General features: G+C 41.2%; 14 protein-coding genes. 3 read left to right on the plus strand and 11 right to left on the minus strand.

The window, feature by feature from the left end:
* Nucleotides 1-83: 83 nt before the first annotated feature.
* Nucleotides 84-1,106, plus strand: coding sequence for a mechanosensitive ion channel family protein (locus ACE1B6_RS01525; RefSeq protein ID WP_413255468.1), 1,023 nt, complete (start codon nucleotides 84-86; stop codon nucleotides 1,104-1,106).
* 20 nt (nucleotides 1,107-1,126) lie between these two features.
* Here ACE1B6_RS01525 and ACE1B6_RS01530 read toward each other — a convergent pair whose 3' ends face one another.
* The 7 genes from ACE1B6_RS01530 to ACE1B6_RS01560 all read right to left on the minus strand — a co-directional run bounded on the left by ACE1B6_RS01530 (nucleotide 1,127) and on the right by ACE1B6_RS01560 (nucleotide 15,377).
* Nucleotides 1,127-1,585 carry an NUDIX hydrolase gene (locus tag ACE1B6_RS01530; protein WP_413255469.1) on the minus strand — a complete coding sequence of 153 codons (459 nt, stop codon included), beginning with the start codon at nucleotides 1,583-1,585 and terminating at the stop codon, nucleotides 1,127-1,129.
* Nucleotides 1,586-1,699: 114 nt separating this feature from the next.
* Nucleotides 1,700-3,772: a prolyl oligopeptidase family serine peptidase gene (locus ACE1B6_RS01535; protein ID WP_413255470.1), complete on the minus strand. Its 2,073-nt coding sequence runs from the start codon at nucleotides 3,770-3,772 to the stop codon at nucleotides 1,700-1,702.
* A 474-nt stretch (nucleotides 3,773-4,246) separates the two neighbouring features.
* Nucleotides 4,247-9,730: a response regulator gene (locus ACE1B6_RS01540; RefSeq protein ID WP_413255471.1), complete on the minus strand. Its 5,484-nt coding sequence runs from the start codon at nucleotides 9,728-9,730 to the stop codon at nucleotides 4,247-4,249.
* Between the two features lie 169 nt (nucleotides 9,731-9,899).
* Nucleotides 9,900-12,764: a methyl-accepting chemotaxis protein gene (locus ACE1B6_RS01545; protein ID WP_413255472.1), complete on the minus strand. Its 2,865-nt coding sequence runs from the start codon at nucleotides 12,762-12,764 to the stop codon at nucleotides 9,900-9,902.
* 254 nt (nucleotides 12,765-13,018) lie between these two features.
* Entirely contained in the window at nucleotides 13,019-13,552 is a 534-nt protein-coding gene (locus ACE1B6_RS01550) for a chemotaxis protein CheW (RefSeq protein WP_413255473.1), read from the minus strand.
* An 11-nt stretch (nucleotides 13,553-13,563) separates the two neighbouring features.
* Nucleotides 13,564-13,929, minus strand: coding sequence for a response regulator transcription factor (locus tag ACE1B6_RS01555; RefSeq protein WP_413255474.1), 366 nt, complete (start codon nucleotides 13,927-13,929; stop codon nucleotides 13,564-13,566).
* A 221-nt stretch (nucleotides 13,930-14,150) separates the two neighbouring features.
* Nucleotides 14,151-15,377 carry a response regulator gene (locus tag ACE1B6_RS01560; RefSeq protein ID WP_413255475.1) on the minus strand — a complete coding sequence of 409 codons (1,227 nt, stop codon included), beginning with the start codon at nucleotides 15,375-15,377 and terminating at the stop codon, nucleotides 14,151-14,153.
* A 716-nt stretch (nucleotides 15,378-16,093) separates the two neighbouring features.
* On the opposite strand from ACE1B6_RS01560, the gene hmpF reads away from it, so the two are divergent.
* A complete protein-coding gene (gene hmpF, locus ACE1B6_RS01565; protein ID WP_413255476.1) occupies nucleotides 16,094-17,860 on the plus strand; it encodes a pilus motility taxis protein HmpF in 1,767 nt (588 codons plus the stop codon).
* 67 nt (nucleotides 17,861-17,927) lie between these two features.
* Here the strand turns inward: hmpF and tilS are convergent, their stop codons facing one another.
* The 4 genes from tilS to ACE1B6_RS01585 all read right to left on the minus strand — a co-directional run bounded on the left by tilS (nucleotide 17,928) and on the right by ACE1B6_RS01585 (nucleotide 22,684).
* Entirely contained in the window at nucleotides 17,928-18,914 is a 987-nt protein-coding gene (tilS, locus tag ACE1B6_RS01570) for a tRNA lysidine(34) synthetase TilS (protein ID WP_413255477.1), read from the minus strand.
* Between the two features lie 109 nt (nucleotides 18,915-19,023).
* The gene (locus ACE1B6_RS01575) at nucleotides 19,024-19,392 is read right to left on the minus strand and encodes a response regulator (RefSeq protein ID WP_413255478.1); all 369 of its coding nucleotides are present in this window, start codon (nucleotides 19,390-19,392) and stop codon (nucleotides 19,024-19,026) included.
* A 273-nt stretch (nucleotides 19,393-19,665) separates the two neighbouring features.
* Nucleotides 19,666-20,727, minus strand: coding sequence for a c-type cytochrome biogenesis protein CcsB (gene ccsB / locus ACE1B6_RS01580; RefSeq protein WP_413255479.1), 1,062 nt, complete (start codon nucleotides 20,725-20,727; stop codon nucleotides 19,666-19,668).
* Between the two features lie 172 nt (nucleotides 20,728-20,899).
* Nucleotides 20,900-22,684, minus strand: coding sequence for a DUF3352 domain-containing protein (locus ACE1B6_RS01585; protein ID WP_413255480.1), 1,785 nt, complete (start codon nucleotides 22,682-22,684; stop codon nucleotides 20,900-20,902).
* 175 nt (nucleotides 22,685-22,859) lie between these two features.
* Here ACE1B6_RS01585 and ACE1B6_RS01590 point away from each other — a divergent pair, with 175 nt between their 5' ends.
* A complete protein-coding gene (locus ACE1B6_RS01590) occupies nucleotides 22,860-23,321 on the plus strand; it encodes a DUF29 domain-containing protein (protein ID WP_413255481.1) in 462 nt (153 codons plus the stop codon).
* Nucleotides 23,322-23,550 lie beyond the last annotated feature (229 nt).

Raw genomic sequence — 23,550 nt, forward strand, 5'->3', positions numbered from 1 at the left:
TGAATCAAAAAAGTCTCATATTTATAAATTATTTACAATTTCCCCTAATCGCATTAACTTTATTAATCTTACTCAATAACTTCATGAACTCTCAAAATTGGGTTAACGGTTTAGTCATCCGTACTACAACTGTAACAATAATATTTACTTTATATCGTCTCTTTTTAAGTATTAGTTATATTATTTTTCATAAAACAACAGTAAAACATTACCACTATCGCTTTTTCATTCCTTTAGTTTTACTTTTTATTGGTTTTCAAATTATCAATGAAATAACAGATATCCAACAACTTGCTAATGTTGTTTTGGCTAAATTTTTTGATGGTGTAATTACTATAGGAGGCTTATTGCAAGCTACCATCGGTTTATATTTATGGATTTATGCTTTATCCGGTATCCAAGACATTACTTATCGTTTAGTTAAGAATAAAACAACAATATCATCTGGTATTATTGAAGCTTCTTTAACTTTAATTCGTTACCTTTTAATTGGTTTGGCAATATTAATTGCCTTAACTAATTTAGGTTTAAACACAGCAACGATCGCAGCTATAACAGGTGGTTTATCTATTGGCATTGGTTTTGGATCGAAAGAAATTTTATCTAACTTTATTAGTGGTATTTTGCTATTATTTGAAGGCGCATTAAAACCGGGAGATGTTATTAACCTTGATAATGAAATGGCAACAGTTAAAAAACTTAGTATTCGTTCTACCACAATCATTACTCCTAATAATGTTGAAAAATTCGTTCCCAATCAAACCTTTCTGACATCATCAGTAATCACTTATACAGGAAGCGATCGCGTAATTCGTTTACTCCTTCCTGTTGGAGTAAGCTATAATAGCAATCCAGAGCAAGTTATCGAGTTATTAATTCAAGTTGGACAAGATCATCCTGAAGTTTTAACTACTCCTCCTCCATCTGTTTATTTTATTGGTTTTGGCGAGTCTAGTCTGGATTTTGAATTAGCAGTTTGGTTAGATAATCCGATCGTTCACAAACGAGTTACTAGTGAATTAAATTTAGCTATTTGGAAAGTTTTTAATCAGCATAATATTGAAATACCTTTTCCTCAGAGAGTTGTTCATATTCAGAATAATTAGTGTAATTTGCATGGTTTCGTTTAAGAAAAGAAATCGTTTGATAAATGAAGCGGAAATTCCCTTAATAGTTGTTTTAATTCCGCCTCCTGAATCCGGTTAATTGCCTGGGATAAACTCAGCCATTCTCTCTTTCTAATTTTAGCTTCAGGCCAATCTTTAAACACCGTGTCTACCCGCAACAAAAACACTTCAACTAAGAAATTAGCGCCCGATTTTTTATAACTGTAAGTACCAATGGGAGTGTCAGAAACTTCACCAACAACCCCCGCTTCTTCCCAAGCTTCTTTAGCTGCGGAATAGTGCGGTTTCATAAACAATTCAATCATACCTTTGGGAATCACCCAACGTTTACCTCCCGAAGAAGTGATAAGCAAAATTTCTAATTTTCCATCTTGAATGCGATAGGGAATTACGGCTGATTGCTGAATTGTGGGAGTAGTTATTTTTGCCATCACGGAAATAATCTGTTTAATTAGCATATTAACTGTTACATTGAATAGCTTGAAAAAGGTAGCGGAAGTAAGGGCAGGTTTTGTTTTAATTATTCGGCTACAATTACAAAATTATCTGCAAAACCCACCCCTACAACTCGATTATGCTATTTCTATTTTCAAAGTTCGCACTAAAAACGCCCAGCGATCGCGAATTTCTTCTATTATTTTAGCAGTTGGTTTTCCGGCACCATGTCCAGCTTTTGTTTCAATGCGAATTAACACAGGTTTATCCCCATTATGCGCTTCCTGTAACGCCGCAGCGAACTTAAAACTATGGGCAGGAACTACGCGATCGTCATGATCTGCGGTAGTAATTAAAGTAGCCGGATAAGCAACACCAGATTTTAAATTGTGCAACGGAGAATAACCATAAAGTACCGGAAAATCTTCCGCATTTTCCGCCGAACCATACTCCGAACACCACGCCCAACCAATAGTAAACTTATGGAAACGTAGCATATCCATCACACCGACAGCGGGTAAAGCAGCAGCAAACAAATCCGGGCGTTGCGTCATACAAGCCCCCACTAATAAACCGCCATTGCTACCACCTGCGATCGCCAATTTCGCCGCCGAAGTATAGTTATTTTCTATCAACCATTCCGCCGCCGCAATGAAATCATCAAACACCTTTTGCTTCTGCAATTTAGTTCCCGCTAAATGCCATTCTTCCCCATACTCACCACCACCTCGCAAATTAGGAACCGCATAAACTCCACCCAACTCCAACCAAACCAATAAACCCACAGAAAAACTCGGAGTTAAAGATACACCAAAACCTCCATAACCATAAAGATAAGTTGGTTGATTTCCATTTAACTCCAAACCTTTCTTGTGAGTAATAAACATAGGAATTTGTGTCCCATCTTTACTCGCATAAAATACCTGCTTAGTCTCGTAATCTTCCGGGTTGAAATCCACATTTGGCTGGCGAAAAACCACACTTTCACCAGTTATCATATTGTAGCGATAGATAATAGTTGGAAAAGTGAAACTCGTAAAACTGTAAAAAGTTTCCGTATCGTAACGTTTTCCGCTGAAACCACCCGCAGAACCAATTCCCGGTAACTCAACTTCCCGGACAAAATCACCATTTAATCCAAAGATTTTAATTTGACTGCGGGCATCTTTTAAATATTCAGCGACAAACTGATTATTTAGTAAACCTACACCTTCTAAAACTTCCTCAGCTTCGGGAATAATTTCTTGCCAATTTTCCTTAGCTGGGTTGTTAATATTAATCCCAATTACCTTTCCCTTTGGTGCATCTAAATCAGTACGAAACCAGAAGATTTCGCCATCATTTTCAATAAAACCGTAGCTGGCTTCAAACTCACTAATTAATTCGACTACCTCAGCATTTCGATCGGTCAAATCTTTGTAAAAAAACAAATTCTTGGGATCGGTCCCTCGCCAAACACTAATAATCAAATATTTGCCGTCTTCCGTCACATCACCACTAAATCCCCATTCTTTTTGGTCAGGACGATGATAAATTAACACATCATCTGATTGAGGAGTTCCTAACCGATGATAAAAGAGTTTTTGGTAATAATTAACATCCTCTAACTTAGTTGCTTCCTTTGGTTCATCGTAGCGACTATAGAAAAATCCTTGATTGTCATTAGTCCAAGCAGCGCCAGAAAATTTAATCCACTTTAAATGATCTGGTAAATCTTCCCTAGTTTCCACATTTCGCACTTTCCATTCTTGCCAATCAGAACCGGAACTTGATAAACCATAAGCCATTAAATTGCCATCTTCAGTAATAGCAATTCCCGAAAGTGCAACTGTTCCATCTGTTGATAATTTATTCGGATCTAATAGTTCTTTAGGTTCGCCATCAAGCGAAGTTAAAGTGTAGAGAACGCTTTGATTTTGTAACCCATCATTTTTAAAGTAAAAATAGCGATCGCCCTTTTTAAAAGGAATACTATATTTTTCATAATCCCAAAGTTTAGTCAGGCGTTCCTTCAAATTCTCTCTAACAGGAATTTCGTTCAAAAACCCGAAAGTAACTTGATTTTGTCCTTCTACCCAAGCTTTAGTTTCATCTGAATCAGGATCTTCTAACCAACGATAAGGATCGGCAACTTTTGTACCATGATAATCATCAACTACGTCAATTTTTCTGCTTTCTGGGTAATTGAAGAACAAATTTGAATCAGTCATAAATAAAAAAAAGTAGGGTGCGTTAAAACCAGTGTAACGCACCTTTTTAAATATCAGAATTCAACTAATCAGAGATCCCCCTAAATCCCCCTTAATAAGGGGGACTTCAAACTTCTTAATAAAAGGAACTTCAAACAGAGCCTTGTTCTCCCCTTATTAAGGAACTTCAAACAGAGCCTTGTTCTCCCCTTATTAAGGAACTTCAAACAGAGCCTTGTTCTCCCCTTATTAAGGAACTTCAAACAGAGCCTTGTTCCCCCCTTATTAAGGAACTTCAAACTGAGCCTTGTTCTCCCCTTATTAAGGAACTTCAAACTGAGCCTTGTTCCCCCTTATTAAGGAACTTCAAACTGAGCCTTGTTCCCCCTTATTAAGGAACTTCAAACTGAGCCTTGTTCCCCCCTTATTAAGGAACTTCAAACTGAGCCTTGTTCCCCCCTTATTAAGGGGGGTTAGGGGGGATCGAAACTTTAATTAAGCACCAACATTGCTAGTAACCAACTTCTCACCTTTCAACATTCTTGATGCTGCATCTAACAGCGAATCTTCCAGATAAGGTTTAGTAAAATAGCCGCTTGCGCCTAATTGAATTGCCATTTGACGGTGTTTATCTGCACCGCGAGAAGTTAACATTGCTACTGGCAAATGATTCAATTCGGGGTCTTTTTGCAGACGAGAAAGTAACTCTAAACCGTCCATTCTCGGCATTTCAATATCACAGAAAATGATATCGCAGGGTAAACCAGATTTTAGTTTATCCCAAGCTTCTTGACCATCGCGTGCTTGTTCAACTCGGTAGCCAGTTTTATTAAATGTCATAGACAACAATTCGCGAACCGTAATTGAGTCATCAACAATTAATACAGTCGGATCTGGCTTGGGTTGATCTGATGTTAAACCTGTTCCGGCATCTTGATTCCAGAATTCAAATTTTCCGCCTTCATTGCGAATTAGTCCGAGTGACAGGTCAACTAATTCTAGTACATCAGCGATCGGCATAATTCGCCCATCCCCTTGCACTGTAGCACCAGCAATTCCCAAAGGTTTAGGAATTGGCCCTTCCAATTGCTTAATTACGATTTCCTGTTCGCCCAAAACTTGATCGACTTGCAAAGCAATTAAGTTATTCGGACTTCGCAAAACCACGATCGAAATTACATCTTCTTCCTTACTCCCACCATACACACCAGCCCGACCTAATTGCCGATTATAAGTCAACAATTCGCTGAGTGGTTTGAAGGGTAAACTTGTATCGCGCCAAGGAATGCAAGGGTTTCCTTCAGCATTAGTTTGAATCCGATCTCTAGGAATATCTAAAGCATCTTCTACACCGTCCATTGGGAAGGCAATTCTGGCTTTGTCACTCAAACAACAAAGTGCTTTACAAATACTCAAAGTCAAAGGTAAACGAATTGTAAAAGTCGTACCTTTACCTTCTTTGGAATCAGTAGTAATAGTCCCCCGAATTTCGCTCAAAGAGGTAAGAACCACATCCATTCCCACACCTTTACCAGCGAGTAAATCCGCTTCATCCTTAGTACTAAAACCAGGATGATAAATCAATTGGTAAATTTCTTGGCGGGACATACCTTCAGCATCGGCGCGAGAAATTAAGCGTTTTTCGATCGCCTTAGTCTTAACTCTTTCAGCATTAATCCCAGCACCATCATCCGAGAAAGAAATTACCGTTTGGTTTCCTTGGTGGAAAGCCTTAATCGTAATCTTACCCATCGGCACTTTACCCGCTTTTTGTCGCACTTCTGGAGTTTCAATTCCGTGAGCGATCGCATTATTTACCAAATGCTTTAACGGGTCAGAAAAATGCTCCAAAATCAACTTATCAATCAGCGTTTCTCGACCTTCAATTTTAATTTCTGCCTGTTTACCAAATTCCGCCGCCTTATCGCGCACATAACGAATTAACGGGAAAATTCGCTCAATTTCCCCAAACGGCACCATTCTTGCCCTAGTTAAACCTTCTTGCAATTGAGTAGTCACTTGGCGGAACAGACGACTAACTTGTTCAGTTTCATCAGTGACAAATTCAATATCCGCCGTAGATTCCCTGACTCGAACAATTAACTCAATCATCTCTTGGGAAATAGTGTGGAAAGAAGTAAATCGATCCATTTCCAAAGGATCGTAATCTACATTATTAGAATGCTCGTTAGCAGAGGAATCATCGGAATCCGATCGATCGTAACTTCTAAAACTAGAATCGTAATAGCGATCGCGCCGCCGAGAAGCCAACAGCGAAGCCTCCAGAAGCGATCGTTCATACAAATCCTGCATCCTTGCACCCACATCGCTGAGTTGCTGCACCTGCGTCAGCAAATTATCCAAAAATTGCCGTAACCTTTCCTGTTCTTGTTCTAAAGTATTTCGGTTAACCACCAACTCCCCAACCAAGTTACTCAGATTATCCATCTGCTTAACTGGCACCTTCATCGTTTGTTCCAGAATACCTCTAGTCAAACGCTTCGGCGGTGCAGACTGGCTAGGTCTAGGTTTACTTGCAGCAGGCGAACCAGGCTTCTTATCAATATCCGCTACCAGACTTTCCAACTCCGAAAAGTCAATATCATCATCTGACTTTTGACTCACTACCGCTGCTACCGTCGCCGTCGCTATTGCGGGAACTGCCGCCTTAGCTACAGGCGATTCATTACCCAACATTGCTTCCAAATCAGCAAAATCTAAATCATCACCAGCATCATTACTTGGCGCAGCAACACTTACAGGTTCTTCATCGCCCAGCATTGCCTCCAAATCAGCAAAATCCGCCACCTCCGCTGATTCATCCACGGAAGGCACTTCTTCCTCAGTCAACATCGCCGCTAAATCGCCAAACTCATCTGTTCCACCTACATCAGCGGCAAAATCCCAATCCCCAGCGCCATCTCCTGTGTCTAACTCTTCCGGTAATTCCAGATCCAAATTATCCAAACTACCAGTATCGAGATCCAAAGCATTAACTTCTAATCCCGCTTCTGCACTTGGTAAATCAGACAACCAAGACTCTGAAGCATCTTCTGATGTTTCCGCAGTTAAACCATCAAAATCAAAACTTTCTTCTGTTGGCAATTCTGCAAAATCTTCCGATGTTTCCGCAGTTAAACCATCAAAATCAAAACTTTCTTCTGTTGGCAATTCTGCAAAATCTTCCGATGTTTCCGCAGTTAAACCATCAAAATCAAAGCTTTCTTCTATCGCCAATTCTGCAAAATCTTCCGATGTTTCCGCAGTCAAACCATCAAAATCAAAACTTTCCTCTGTCGGTAATTCTGCAAAATCTTGCCACACTGTAGCTTCTGAAGGTTTTGGTAATTCCTCTGTTAATTCAGCACCCCAATCAAAACCCCCATCATCAGAAGTATCTGCCAAAAAGTTATCCGTTGCCAATTCTGAATCTGGGGTTAATTCTTCATCAAAACTCCCCAAATCAAAACTTTCTTCGGTTGTTGGTGCAGGTGAATCAAACAACTCTAAAGATGCTTCTGTCGAGTTGTCTGTCAACCATTCCATTCCCGGTTCTTCAGCAACGTAAGCAGCAATTTCGTTATCGAAATCTTGGATTTGAGTAGTAAATTCATCTACTGGCGATACATTTGTTGTACTGGCTAAATTTGTGCTTTCTGTAAATGTATCTCCGCCAAACAAATCATCACCAAAATCAATACTTTCTGCCGCTAAATTGCCAGAATCTTCTGTTTCCAAGACAAACAGATCGTCTAAACTTCCCGTACTATCTGCGGTTTGGTTAACATCCCAAGCAAACGGATCTTCTGATTCTTGGTTAGTAACTGAAGTATCTAAAGCAAAGGGATCAAAAACATCATCTAATTGAGTATTATCTGTTTGTGCTGCTGGTGTAGTTGGAGTACTTTCCCAGTCCATTAAATCCCAGTTGCCATCAAAAGATAAATCATCTACCGCTACAGGGGTTTCGTGATTATCTTCTCCAGTAAAATCGCCAAATTCTAGATTTTCTTCAGTAATTTGGCTACTAGCATCCGCTTCTGTATCAGCAATTTCCTCTAAATTAAATAGATCGATTTCTGCTTCTGAGGCGCTTGCTTCTGGAGTTTCTTCGCTCCAAAATTCCTCATTACTTGCACCAAAATCAAAAGTATCTGCTAAAGATTCATCCTCAGCAACTTCTGCATTATCGTTAAATCCAAAGTCATCTGTTAAGGCAGCTTCAGTTACTTCTGATTCGCTTGTTATAGAAGTTTCACCATCAAATTCTAATAACTCTGCATCATCATCGAATAGATTGGCTAAATCAAATTCGGTTTCGCTTTGAGAATCAGGAGGCAAATTTTCAGCTGTTGTTACGTCGATCGTTTCAGCTTCCCAATCAAATTCTGCTTCATTTTCTAAATCCAGAAGCTCTAAAGAATTGTCTAAATTTTCTGCCTCTACTGTGGCAAAATCTTCTTCAGTTCCTATTGTCCAATCTTCGGTTTCTGCGCCATCAAATTGGTCAATTGATGAGGTTAAATTTGCTTCGGGAAGTTCTGTAACTTCTTCCCAAGTCATTGATTCTTCGGGTAAGTCAGCAAATAGTTCAGTGAGATTATCTTCTTCATTTTCTCCCGAATTACCTAAGCCGAGATCGGTCAAATCGGCGGGGCTAGCTGAAGCAGTTTCTTCTTCAAAGTCATCGCTGAGAAAACCTAAAAGGTCGTCATCTGTTGCTTGTTCTTCATCAGAAATATTGTCAAACAAATCGGCAAATTCGCTGTCTTTTTCTAAATCTGTTTGAGTTTCTAAACCTTCTGGTTCAACTGTGGTATCGCTAAAAGTTTCTTCTTCTTGCCAGCTGTCGTCGAGGTCTACTGCTTCGTCAAATAGGTCTGCTAAGGTGTTGAGTTCTGCGGCTCCTACCTCTGGCCCATTTCGATCGGCAAACCTTGGATTATTTGGGTTTTCGGGTGAATCCATCCTGGGGGTATGATCTGCGATCGATCTACTCCCTCTACCACTTCTCCCCAAATTAGCTGTATTTATAAATGGCTCAGGTTCAGGTTCAGCAAACAAGTCAGCATCTACTTCTTCTGACTCAGAAGTAGCGGCAAAATCAAAATCTGTTTCACTATTAACAGCTGGTTCTTCTAAGAATAAATCGTCGAAGTTTAATTCTTCTTCTTCAGCAGGTAAAGTCACAGGCAAAAGTGCTTGTAATTGTTCGCTAATGCAAATTTCTGTTGATTTTCCTGACAGAACTAATTCTTGCGCCGATTTAATTTCTTTAATGACAATTGGTGCGAGAGTTTGGCAAGTGTTTTCGGAATTAGCGATCGCACTTTTCGCCATTTCCATTAAACTACACCAAGCTGACAACTCAAACTTATTACCCATTTGCGCCAAACTCTCACAGCAACCTTCTAGTTGACTGCGACTGTCGGGCCAAGCAGGTGGCTTAAACAATTGCAACATTTGCCGCAATTGTTCCATCACATCCTGCTTAAATGTAGAAATGAGCAAATCTTGCTGCGAATCTCTTTGCTTGGTGGCTGTACCTTTACCAGAAGTATTAACCAGTTTTTCTAAATGTTGCCTTAATTCCTGAGAAACTGGTTCCACTGATGCCATTAAATTAGCTGCGACATCTTCTGTTAAACCAAACGGCCCTTGCAGCTGTTCTAATAACTCTTTAAGTGCATCGAATACTCGCCAAAATAGAGACTCTAATTTTTGGTCTACTTGAACTGGCGACTCTTCGAGTAATTTAAAACAATCTTCTAAAAGGTGGGAAGTTTTCTGAATACTTTGTAAACTGAGCATCCCGGCTCCTCCTTTAACAGAGTGAGCCGCCCGATAAACTTCCTTTAACAATTCTCGGTCATTAACTGTACTTTGCAGAGTTAACAAACCCTGTTCAATAGTATTCAGATGATCTTTAGCTTCCTCAATAAAGTAGCCCAGGATGCGCTGTTGTTGTTCTGGCAGCATAGCTGTGTTCCTCAACGAGTTGTGAGTTTTGATTTAGCAGTCTGTGAGGTAGGGATACCTCACATCTGCTCTGAATTTATTTTGGGCAAAACTCAACTATCAAAAGTAATAATTGTCAGTTTTTCCTAGCTTTAATTTATTCAATATAGCCAGGTTAGAGAGAATGTGTTTAGCGATCGCTCGCTTCCACACGGAAACGCTCCACAGAAGTTAACAAATTGCGTGCCACACCGACTAGATTTTGCAATTGTCCTGACACTCTTTGTGCTTCTTGGGAAGTTTCTTGGGCGGTAAGTTCCACAGATTGAACCACCTGTGCTACATTATGAGCCGCTTGAGTTTGCTGAACTGTATCAGCAGTAATCGATCGCACCAAAACATCAATTTGGTTAGACACTTGAATAATGTCATCCAAACTCCGTTTTGCTTGCTCGGCAACTTTTGTGCCTTCAATTACCTGCTGAGTACCTTCTTCCATTGCCATCATCACCGAGCTAGTTTCGCTTTGAATTTGCAAAACGATTTGCTCAATTTCCTTGAGTGCTTTTGCCGATCGATCTGCCAATTGCCGCACTTCATCCGCCACAATAGCAAAACCTCGACCCGCTTCCCCGGCTCTCGCTGCTTCAATGCTAGCGTTTAATGCCAACAAATTAGTCCGAGATGCGATCGCCGCAATCAAAGCCACAATCTTGGCAATCTCCTGGGAAGACTCCGCCAATCGTTTCACCTTGCGGGTAGTTTCGGCAACAGTTTCCCGAATCCCCAAAATACTGCCCACAGTCCGTTCTACCGCATCGCCGCCCTTGCGAGCCATCGAAGAAGCCGAACGTCCCACTTTTTCCGCCTCAGCCGCACTATCAGCTACACGAGCAATCATTTCCGTCATCCCCTGCACCTGATTCAAGGTAACAGCCAATTCTTCCGCCTGTCGCAAAGCATCAGCCGAAAGTTGACGAGCAAATTTCTCGTTTTCCGAAGCACCCTTGTTAACTTGTTTCGCCGCTTCAATAACTTTCACCACGATTTCCCGCAAGTTTTGAATCGTCAAGTTAAACGAATCAGCCACCGCACCCAACACATCAGCCGTTACCTCAGCCTGAACAGTCAAGTCACCTCTAGCGGCACCTTCCACATCATCCAACAAGCGAATTACTTGCCGTTGCAAATCTTCTTTTGCCTGTTCTTGTTCTTCCGCCTTCCGTTGCGCTTCACTGGTTTGCGTCAGCATAATCCGAGTCATTTGGTTAAATGCTGCCGCCAACCTTCCCAGTTCATCTTCCGAGTAAACTGTAGATTGGGCTGACAAATTGCCTTGAGAAACCGCATCAAACTGCTCTTGCAAATTAACCGTTTGACGACGAATTTGCCGATCCATCAATCCCCCAACCAGCATCGTAGTTCCAAAACCCACGACTCCGGCTACTCCTGCCATTGCCAAACCTGTAAACTGCATTTGGGTAAGGCTATCTTTATCTGGGGGACGAAAAGCCACTTGTGAGCCCAAACTAACTCCTGCCACAGAAATTGCCGAGACAATGCCCACTACTACCGCGGCAATGGTGCGTTTTTGCGCTAAAGGAGCATTTTCAAAGGGAGCTAACCAACCTTGTTCGACAGTTACCGTTGGCTCTGTGGTGCTGCTGTCTGATTGAGGAACAAAGATGGGCGGTTCTGTGGTGGGGAAATTATCATCATAACCAAAGGCGGAGCGATCGCCAGCATCAGTCAAATCTGATCGCATCCCCCCAGTAGGAATTCCCCCAGTTAAACCAAAAGAACCAGTTTGAGGTGGTGCTAAACTCGCCGAATCTTCCAGATTTTCAAAATTAGGCAGATGTTCTAAATCATCATCAAATTCATCGAATTCTTGCAGAATATCATTATGAACTTGTTGCCGGGAGCCAGAAAAGGGCATAGAAAAAGTCGAATCATCGTCATTTTCTTCCCCCCCAAAAGCCACATTAAAGGCATCAATTTCATCGCCTTCATCATCAGGTACTAGTTCATTTCCCAGCAGGATTGTTTCGTCTTCACCAACTACACCTCTAGAATAAGGCGGACGAGAATTTTCCTGGCGATTGGTAGTGGGAGGAATATCGGGAAATGTGGGTTGTGAATTTGACCAAGCTGGAGATTCTTCTTCCTCTTCAGGATAAGCTAACGCTGCATCATTGTACTCGTCATTGTATTCGTTGTACTCGTCGTTGTACTCATTGCTGTATTCTTGGTCAAAAGCCTCTGCTTGGGAGTCAAAAGCTTCTGCTTGGGAGTCAAAAGCCACTTCATTGCTATAGGTAGAATCAGCGGTAAATGAGTAATTATTGGGTTCGGATTCTTCTAGATAATAATTATCTTCCTGGTAATTATCTTCCTGATTCGCATCCGGGGCAAACCACCCAGAAGAAACATCTGTTGATTCTTGATCGAAATAGGTTTCTTCCGGGGAACCAACGGCAAAAGGATCGGCAAACATTTCCCCAGCATCGGCACCATTACCGTTCTCGTAACCATTGGTACTGCTATGAATGCCAAAGGGGTTGTCCTGCTCCTGCTCGTATTGTGCAGTTCCTCTGTCAGTTTGGTTGTCAGTAGGCAGCGGTGGTATATCATCAATATCGTCTAGCCCCAGGTCATCTAATCCAAAATCATTGGCTAGAGTGGCGCGATCGTACTGATTCCATTCCCGATCTTCTTCGCTTTCGCTTTGATAATCCTCTGCATAATTCATTCCGTCAGCAGCACCATTGCTACTTGAGGAATTTTCACATTCACTCAAGTAAGCCAAGCCACTGTTAGCGTAATCAACATATTCGGGATTATCTGTCAGGGTGAGGACATACTCATACTGTTCCCTGGCAGTATCGTACTGTCCCAGGTTGCAATAAATATGACCGCGGAGTAACCGGATACTTGGTTCCTCCGGGAATTCCGAGACGAGTTCATCGACAATGCCTGCCGCTTCCTCGTCTTTCCCCTGCATATATGCTGTTTGAGCTTCTTGGTATTTCTGCGTGTGTGTGCTAAATGGCATTTGCCTCCTCCCGCTAAATGAGTACTGAGTGCTGAGTTAGTGGAAAATTATTTAATGCGGGTTTTTTACTCATAAATCATTTGTTTTGACCCAATAATTATTTACCAAATTTGTCTTTTCTGATTTGGACTTTGGACTCAGGATAGGGAATTGAGTTTGTTTGAACAGAAGAGTTATTAACTTGACTCTTTAGTTTCTAGACCAGAGTAGAATATCTGTTTTTTATCAGCCACTCAATACTGCTCTGTACGATTTTATGCTGCCCAGCGTGCCGATCGCAGAATCGCCACTTGGTCAAGTAGTTGTAGAGTTTTATTGTTTTGGCTGTCTAATACCCATTCACCCCTCAGAAAGGGTGCCATACTATCTGGTGCATTATTTGGCATTTGAAAACCTGTTTCTACATCTAACCAATCCATACCCACAATCTGATCAACTGCCAAGCCTAGCATAGTATCTTGGTCTTCTATAGCAATCACCGGAATTTCTGGGCGATCGGTATTTAATGATGTTGATTCTCCCAGGAATTGACCTAAATCAGCTACCCAAATTACTCGTCCCCGAAAGTTGAGTGTTCCCAAGAGTAGGGGAGAGGCATTAGGAATGGGTGTAATTCGATCGGGTGGTTGCTCAATTACTTCCCTAATGCCAATTGCGGGTAAAGCTAATTCTGTAGTCGGTGTAATATAAAACCGCAGATGCAACTCACCTTCTGGGCTTTCTAATTCTTGAAATTCTGCGGCTTGATCTTGACCTTTTCCGGTTAAAAAGTCCGGGTTGCCAACCATAACGATCTTCCTTATCCTCGTAATAATTGTTTAACTGTACCGATCAGTTCTGTAGGCTGAAACGGTTTGGCAATGTAAGCATCTGCACCCTGTTTCATGCCCCAATAGCGATCGAATTCTTCCCCTTTGGAAGAACACATGACTACGGGAACATTTTGTGTTTTTGGATCGGCTTTCAGGCGACGGCAAACTTCATAGCCATTCATTTTTGGCATCACAATATCTAAAACTACTAGATCGGGACAACGACCTTGGATGAACTCTAGTGCTTCTTCGCCATTGTTGGCAACTGTCACGTTCAGTCCGCTGCCACGTAACAGGTCGGAGATCATCTCTCGTTGGGTAACGCTATCCTCTACCACTAGAACTGTACTCATAATTTTTTTACCTGACCTGCTGATTTCACAAAATTTAGATATCAGTAAAAATCTATCAAGGTTGCCGCTTTCCACATATCAATTGATTTAGGTATCCAGCACCTTGCTTCATAATGACAGTATGACAGTGTACGGTGCTGTGCCTGTCGGGTATTGGCAAGGTGAAGATTTTTTTGGTCACTGTGTATGTTTAGTATTCCCCACTATGACCGACTAACATTCTAAGTTGGGAGAGTTGGTAGTCCTATTTCCTCTTCTAACGCATCGATCGATAATTGGGCGGCTTTAGTGACATTGAGATCGCTTTTACCAATATATTTTTCTACGAGCGTCAGTAACTCGCTATCACCAAAGGGTTTGGTTAGGTAATCAGTTGCGCCTACCATCCGGGCTTTGACGCGATCGATAAACCCATCTTTCCCCGTTAACATGACGATCGGAGTCTGACGAAAGGCTGTAGACCTTCGCAACATGGCGCAAATTTCAAATCCATCTAATTCAGGCATAATAATGTCACAAAGAATTAGGTCCGGTTTAATTTGAAATACTAAGCTGAGTGCTTTGAGCGGATTACTGATGGCAGCTACAGCGTAACCATGTTGTTGAAGAGTATGTTCCACCGCTTTACAGGTGGCAATCCCATCATCAATGAAAACTACGCTGTATGTTCCAGTTTTTGCCTCGGAAGTAAATTCTCCCGGAGTTGGATTAGTGCTGGGATTACTAGGATAAACTAGTTGCACCCAACCTTTCTTAATGTAGGGGTAAATGGCTTTAGCTACTGGCAGAATTTGCCGATTTAAGTAACGTGCCATTTGCCGCAGCGAGTTCTGCCCATCTGCCCAACTTGCCAAAATTTTAAAGGTGTTTTCGGGTAATTTTTGCCGTAAAAGTGACGGTTCGACAATCACTGGGCATTGTTCTGGGGATTGGATGTGTGGATGAAATTGTTTCCACTCTTGTACCTGTTTCATAATGTGAGTCACCAGGGGGCCAATTTCCAGGGTGGTGAGTTGAGGGGCGAGGGCGGGGCCGATTTCAAACACAAAGGAGCCTTGGTGTAAACTGAGCAGGTCAAACAGGGTTTCATGTACCATGCTTTGAACGATGCTCCTGCCTTGGGCTGGGGTGAGAACGTGAGTTTCTAATAACGTCCACAGGTAGCCGTATTCGGGGGCATTGGTGGTAGCGATCGCAGGTAGATCGAGTTGATCTAAAGCAGAGTCTAACCGATAACGCCGTAAATAATCGCGCAGGCGAGATAAACTGCTATCGCTGTCTGCGGCATAAGCAATTTGACCATTTAGGAAAAATACAATCCAAAACTGTTCTGCAACTCGATATTTGGAGTCACGAAACGCCTGTACTTCTAAGTACCCGGTTCGTTGACCTAATTCGATCAGTTGCAAAATACTACGAATATCAATTTCACTTAACGTTCCCTGCATGGAACTATAGCACTCTCCTAATAAACTGTTTCGATCTAATTTCGTGCTGCTACTGAATTTCCCAGCTGAGAAAATTATAAAAGTTACCTTTTAATTGTGGATGAGTATCCGCTCCGAAAAACTTACTCAGTCAGGCTTAATTTTTGGTTCACTGACCAGTGAATGTCTGGCAAGTACAGTAGATATATTTAGTCTAGGTTAGAATTTAACTTAGCTTTCCACTCTATTCGCCTGCTACTATTGTTCTCTAAGTACAAAGGGATACCAACCATTCGTCGGGACAAGCGAACAAAAAATCTGTTCAGAAGTTTTCTTCCCTCTCTAAATTGTCCTGCTGGTTTACCAATAGCTAGAAAAAGTGTGAATGTTCCAGTGACAAGTTTACAAAAGTTAAACCGATCGCCTGTGACTCACAGTTTTTCACTTTACCTGGTGGTCATAAGTACAAATAATTATGGCATTTTCACCGTCAAAATTCACGGCTGAGGCGGTAAGCTAATTTCGGCTACCCTTTCACGCTAAATTTAACTAGTAGCTCAAAGTTGATTCTGTTCGATCGGGTGGGGTGAGATGAAGACAGCGGCGAATATGTAGACCAGTCAATTCAAATTGTTTTATGAGCGTTGTCTGCCTAAACTAGGGTTAGTAGAACTAAATAATATCTGGGAAAGGTTTAGCCAAAGCTCTAACCTAGACACATCAAGAGGAATATCGGCGTGCTGTATCTAGCGGAAGTATTACAAAAAAAATCTGGCCCATTCGGGGGCAATAAGACGGATCTGAAACTGCTGGCTTGTCAGCGTGGAGAAAGTTGGAGTGCCATAACTGGTGAAGAAATAATTCCCCTTTCTCCTGAAGAAGCAAGCAAGTACGGCGATGGAGCACTAGTTTTGGTGGAAGTGGGTGGAAATCGCCAAGTGCAGCGAATTAATCCGGGACGAGAGTTAGTGGGGATTCTGCAAAATTTCTCGCGCTTACAAGAAAAGTACAAGACGAAGGAAGAAGAAATTGAACAGTGGAAAGAGTCGCTGACTTACCAAGCTCACGAGTTGAATCGTCGAGAGATGGAAATTCAAGCTCGTCAAGAAGAGTTGGCGCAAATGGAAGAGGAAGTGGAGCGATTTGAACAGCAAAGACAAGAGATCAATAGTTCTCGTGAAGAAACGGAAAGATTAAAGGAGGAAATTGACCGAAATCGTTTGGAGTTGGAAGGTGCTTGGGCGCATTTGAAGGGTGAGCAAGAACGTTTGAAAGAGTTGGAAGCGCAATACAAACCGCAAGCGGCGCTAGACGATCAGCAAGCAAGGCAAATTCAAGAGATTTTAGAAAGATTATCCCAAACTACGCCTTCTCCAGAACCGATTCGGGAACAACTTGGTTTGGCAGTGGAGGCGCTCAATCAAGAACAGTCGATTTTAGACCAACATTGGCAACAGTTGGAACAACAAAGGGCAGCGGCGACTGCACTTCAAGAACGGGTCGATCGCCAAGCTAGCAATCTGCAAACTCGTTGGCAAGAATTTTACCAAGCTCAGAGTTCTGTAGATCAAGCAAAGGAAGCTTTAAAGGTTCAGCAAAATTCTTTATCTTTGAAGCAGGAATATGCTCAAACTTTGGATGCTCAACTGCGAAATCAAGATGAATTGTACCAACAAGTACAACGCTTGGCGGCGATGTCTTCGGAGGTGAAGATTAGTCAAGCTATTGATTTGGAAGCGTTAGAACGGATGCCTATTGGTGAGTTGCAAGTAGTTGCCCAAAATTTGAAGTTGGAGTTAGATAAGGCGAAGCGTTTTGTTAGCGATCAGGAAGAGGAGTTAGAGTTAGAGCGTCAGGCGATCGCTGAATTACAACAAAAGCTACAACAAGCGAACGACCAAGAACGTCAACAGCTGCAAACAGAATTAATCGATGAACAAGACCGTTACCAAATGTTAGAAGAAACTTTGGTCGGTCAACGTCGCACTCTCCGGGAACGGGAGGAAATTTTTGCTCAGCACGTTAAGGTGTTACGCCGTCGTCAAGGATTAGCTGATACGGAAGTGATCGATGGGCAAAAAATTGATTTAGGACCTGTTTTATCCCAAATTGAATCTGTTCGTCAACAACAAGCGGAGGAGTTACAAAAGCTGGAACGAGAGATTGAGCAAATGCGTTCTAGTATTGGGCAAGCTCAAACAATGGTTGATTCTCAAGTACAGCAACAAGAAAGTCAACGCCAAGAGTTACAAAGTAGCGAACAAAATTTGCAAACTCAAAAGGCTTCTTTAGCAGAATCTTGGGGCAAAGTTCGACTTTATGATGAAATGTTGCAATTGATTCAAGATAAAATCAATGAGGTTCGGCAGAAGTTAGAAGCGATTTCTGAACTGCTGAATCGTATTCAAGAAGTTGGCGATTATCAATTTCATGGTGTTGCCGAAATGCGGAAGATTATTTATAGTTTGATTCCTAGTGAGTTGCAACAGCTGGCAGCTTCTTAAAGAAGGCAGAGGGCAGAAAGCCGAAGGAAAGAAGGCTTTTTTCAACTGGTAGTTCTGCCATGCTGCACTAGGATTTTTTCCAACAAATCCAGTCGTTTTCTACTTGGGCGATCGCACCTCCGGGAAATGGATCGGTACAAGAACGATTAGGTGCTGTAATTAAAGCTGTTATTTTTTCTATTTGCTCAAAACTAGGGGCAAATCCTAAATTTTCCTGTAAGAATTGTCTCATTACTCGCCTTTGAATCGCTAAAGGTGTAGAGCGTAAAATTAAACGATTTATTTGTGTTATTGATGCGTTTAAGCTAGCTTTTTGCTTGATTTCTTGAGCAGTATTTTCTAAAAATTCTACTTCGGCTTGCAAAAGTTCCGCTGTTTGAGCTAAAGCTTTTTCTACTTGCGGATTAAAGTTTTGTTTTAAGTAAGGGATTAATTCTAATCTAATGCGATTTCGCTTATATTTTAACTCTTCGTTAGTAGAATCTGTCCAAATTGGTAGTTGAAAATCGCTGCAAAATTGGGCGGTTTCTAAGCGGGTAATTTCTAAAAGTGGGCGAATTAATTGGATTTTTTCGGTTAAGTTTCTGCGCCAAGTTAAACTTTGCAATCCATCGGCACCGCTACCACGAGTTAAGTTGTAGAGTAGGGTTTCGGCGCGATCGCTCGCTGTATGCCCGGTAACAATATAGCCATAATTATCAGTTTGGGCAACTTCAATTAATGCTTGATATCGCCATTCTCTCGCCGCCGCTTCACTTTTTAATTCTTGGTTTGTCACTGATAAATAAAATGGTAATTGCCATTTTTGAGCAAGTTTTTCTACATGATTTGCGTTGGCTTCTGAATCACTTCGCCACCGATGATTGCAATGACAAATTGCTAATTTCCATCGCCATTTTGATTGTAAGTCTAATAGTAATTTCGCTAAAGAAAGCGAGTCTTGTCCCCCGGATACTGCAATTAATATATTTTGGTTTTTTGGTAAAAGTTGCCGTTTTCGCAAGGTGCGATGTATTTGGGCGTGAAGTGGTGTCCAAGGTTGGGAGGAAAGCATTTAAGAGTTTTGCACCGCGAAGACGCGAAGGAAACGAAGGAAGAGTAAGAGTTAAATAATATTTTTTTGAACTGCTCCAGAGGCAGAGGACGCAGAGGAAGAGTAGAAGCTAATTCCTAACTAACAGTTTTTTAATTGCTTTAATCAAATCTACTGGTTGAAAAGGTTTAGTGATATAAGCATCTGCACCTTGCTTAATTCCCCAGTAATGATCGAATTGTTGATCTTTACTGGTACACATAATTACTGGTATATATTTGTCCTGAAATTGTGTTTTTATCCATCGACAAAGTTCGTAACCATTCATTCTAGGCATGACAATATCAGTTATTACTAAATCTGGACATTGAATCTGCATTTTTGCCATTGCTTCAATGCCGTCAGCTGCTTCAATAACTTCTATCCCTTTACTTCTGAGTAGTTCGGAAACCATAGCCCTCACTGTGGGACTATCATCAACCAGTAGAATTGTAATCATAAGGAGCTTAAACTCAGCTGAACGCTAATCAGCTTTTTAGCATCTCATTTACGCTTTAGTCAGCAAGAGGGATCAGCTTTTGCAGCAAAGAACACAACAACGCTCAATTCTCGATGACCGCTAATTAGCAATTTAAATGCACAACTTTCTAGAATAACTCACAACTATTTAACTTATTGTATAGTTCCGGCTAATTTTGCATAAATTTGCAAAAAGTTAGCGATCGGCTGACAATACAAAATAATTGAGTGCCGATCGCTTAAACTAGGAAAATTAGAAAAACCAGCCGTAACTGTGCAAACCCTTACCTAGTAAGTTAACTCCTAAGTAGCAAACCCAAACGACAACAAAACCTGTGGCTGCTAAAATTGCGGGTTTTCTCCCTTGCCAACCACGAGTAATTCTAGCGTGTAGGTAAGCGGCAAATATTAACCAAGTAATTAATGCCCAGGTTTCTTTCGGGTCCCAACTCCAATAAGAACCCCATGCTTCATTCGCCCAAACAGCCCCAGCAATAATCCCAATTGTTAATAGCGGAAATCCTAAGCCAATTACTCGATAGCTAATATTATCGAGTATTTCTGCTAGGTTGAGACGTTGAGGCGAAAGTGGTTCGACTGTTGTTTCTTTTGGTTGGGTTTTGACAACCTCTAAAACTGCGGTTTTACCTTTGCCGTTATATTCAATTTCTTGGGGAAGAATAGCGGAAATTCCCGCAGTTTGTTCAATTTTCGTAGCTGCGGTTTCTGTTACTAAGTCTCCGTAACGCCGCAGCTGATAATGATGATTACGAAAGCCGCCTGTGCCTACAGAACTGCCTCGCAATTCAATATTTTTCCCTCTGGTAACTATTAAAAATGCGATCGCTAACAACGACCCTACCATCAAACAAGAATAACTCAACATCATCACGCTGACGTGCATCATTAACCAGTTTGACTTTAGTGCTGGTACCAAAGGTTCCGCGGTTTGCATTTGTGCGGGTAAAGATAAGGCGGCAAACGCAGTTACTCCCATTGCTACAGGTGCGGTGACGACTCCTACTAACCGACTACGACTCATATTTTCTGCGATTAAATGAATCGTGGTAATTCCCCAAGTCAGGAAAAATAATGATTCGTAGAGGTTACTTAGGGGAAAATATCCCGCTTCTATCCAGCGTGCCCCAAGTAAGCTAGCAATGCAAAGGTTGGCGATCGTCATCCCCGCAGTTCCCAATGCTGGTAAAACTGGAATATTGGGGAATGCCGCCCCTCCCCAGTACACCAGCATGGTAATGAATAAAATCGCAAAACTAGTGTTATCCAACCAATTCTGGAGTAAAACCAGATTCATGAAAGTGTTCTCCCCAATCTTGTTTTATATGTCTCTAGTATTAATTTTGGCAGCTTATTACCACAAAAACAGAAGACTGGAAAAAAGAGAAAAGTCTTGGGTTTCAACTTTATAATTTCTCCTCTCTCCTCCCCTCCCAATACTGCCCCTCTGTCAGTCTACCAGTCTACCTCTACCTTTGCGGTACTTTCGGCGCTGGCAAAGTTCCTCCTTCGTTGACTTTTTTCAACTTCACGAAAATGTCAAAACGAGTACTTCTTTCGTCGTTGACTGCGGCAGTAACGCCTATTGCTTGCATGGGAGAAAGTTGATTTCTCAGGTTATTTTGCGTAGTAATATCTGGTGAAAGTCGCAAAAGAAAACTTAATAAGTTAGCGGTAGTATCTACTCCCATTCGTTCAATATCTAGGAAAAAGTGACCGTTATTCGGTTTAAGTTCTGAAGGAACTGTGTTGCGGAATAATTCGTTTTGATTTAAGTTATTTTTCGGTCTAGGTACAATTTCTTCTGTGACTGGCGCACCTAAAGTGAGAAAGGCAATATTGCCATCTAACCAACCTTGAGACATTTTTACTCCTAAAACTGGAGATACTAAATTGACTACTGGTTGATTACCTAATTGAGTTTTCTCGGCTTTAAATTGGTATTTTTCGCTCATTAATTCGTTGAGTTGTGCCAGGTTTTTTTCGGCGGTTTGGCGATCGCTACTTTTCACCATAAACACTACACCTGGCCCAATATTTGGCGATTCACTATTGGCTTTATTTGCTGGCTTTGCCGGAATTAATGCTACAGAAAATTCTCCTCCCATCCAAGAAACTAAATCTTCATCTAAATCTAATCCAGTGAAATTTCTTACCGCATTTCTTAACTCTTTCGGTTTAAAAGGTGTCATGGGATTTGATTGAGCACCTTGAACATATTCTTGCCAAAACTGTTTTAAATTTCCTCCAGACACCATCATTAAAGTGTTAGCTGGCAACAGTTGAGGCATGGTGTCAGCACTATTGGTGATTTTGTATTTTCGTTGACTATTTGGCTTTAACCAGGAAATATTTTTAAACCTAATTCCTTGGGATTCTAAAATAATATTTGATGCCAAACCTTGCTGTTGTTGAATTTGGGCTAATCCTTGGGGAGAAATTTGTTTGCCTGGAGTGTTTGCTGCTACTGCGGCGGCGGGAATATTCACGTATAATCTAGCGAAAGATTGGTTGTCAGCGATTTTTTGTAAAGCTTCGCTGTAACCGGGAGTGTTTGCTAAAGATGCTCCACCTTTGTAGGTATCAATTACGCGATCGATCCCTCTACCATCAGTACTAATTACTAAAAATCGCCCATTAATAACCGCTGTTGAGTATGTTTCATCCTCATTTATTTTGGTTTCTTTAATCGTCACGCCTTGATATTCCCGTTCTGTCCATTGATTTTGATTGAATGGACTTTGGGGTTTTTCTAATATTTGTTTTGCCTGAAGTGGTTGTGCAATTGGTAACACCATTACCACTGATTGTTTTTCTGGTTCAGGTGTTTCAGATTCGGTATTTTCTGATTCTGATGTTGGGGTAATTTGTTTGGTAAGTTTACCCTGAGATGTGCTTTTTGGCGGTGACAAAAAAGCTAGGGTTACTTGTTTACCTAGCCAAGGTTGGATATGTTGCTGATAATTGTAACCATTGGCAGTGAGAAAGCGATCGCGCAACTTAGTTAAACTTTGTTGAAAAGCTGCTTGACTTTGTAATGTACCAAATTCACCCAACTGTTGCCATTGTCGTTCATCTGTCGAAACAGATAACGCCATTAAAGCATCTTGGGGAATTAAATCCGCACCTACAGGTAAATTTCCCCAAGAGTATTTTTCCTGGATTAATACCCAGTAAGCAGCAGCACCACCAGTAATTATTGCGGCGATCGCAGCTGTAGTTAGGATTAGAGAAGACTTATTTTTTTTCCTCATTATCTAGAAATTCCCACAGCTACAGAAAGCCTGGGATTTTGACTTCAATGAATCGACTTATCCTGACAATGTTAACATTCCCCAGCCAAAAACATCGCAAAACTGCTGCAATCAATTATTATCTTAGTTAAGACTGAGGCAGTTAATGGGAGAAAAGACAAGAATTTAAAAGCAAATGACTCAACAACAATCACCAATAACTAAACCGGAAGAATTATACCAAACTGATTTCTACGCTTGGACAGCAGTGCAAGCAAAATTCCTCCGCGAAGGTGCTTGGGATTGCTTAGATATTCCCAATTTGGTTGAGGAGATTGAATCTTTGGGAAGACAAGAAAGACAGGAGTTAAGAAATCGTTTAGGAGTATTATTAGGACATCTGTTAAAGTGGGAGTTTCAATCTTCCCATCGTTCTAAAAGTTGGCTGGCGACAATTCGAGAACAACGTTACAGAATTCTGCAACTTTTGGCAGAAAGTCCCAGCTTAAAACCTTATTTACCAGAAGCGATCGCACAAGCATATCAATACGGTTTAGCTTTAGCGGTGCGAGAAACTTCTCTAAATTATGAAGATTTCCCCGAAGAGTGTCCTTATAACATAGAACAAATCTTAAATTTAGAATTTCTCCCTCAATAGTTCGTAGTAGCGACTTCAGTCGGTTTAAGACTGAAGTCGCGACAACAAAATAGAGGAAAAAAAGCCAACGCACAGTAGCCAAATTGACAATTAGGATAGTTTGGGTTCGCTTTTTTTACTGTTGTTGTTGGTCCTGATTAAATTCTTAAACCTTCTTACGTCGCTACTACGAACTATTGAGTGAGAAATTCTAAATTTAAGATTTGTTCTATGTTATAAGGACACTCTT

Source organism: Floridaenema fluviatile BLCC-F154 (genome assembly GCF_041929135.1).
GTDB classification, from domain to species: Bacteria; Cyanobacteriota; Cyanobacteriia; order Cyanobacteriales; family Aerosakkonemataceae; genus Floridanema; species Floridanema fluviatile.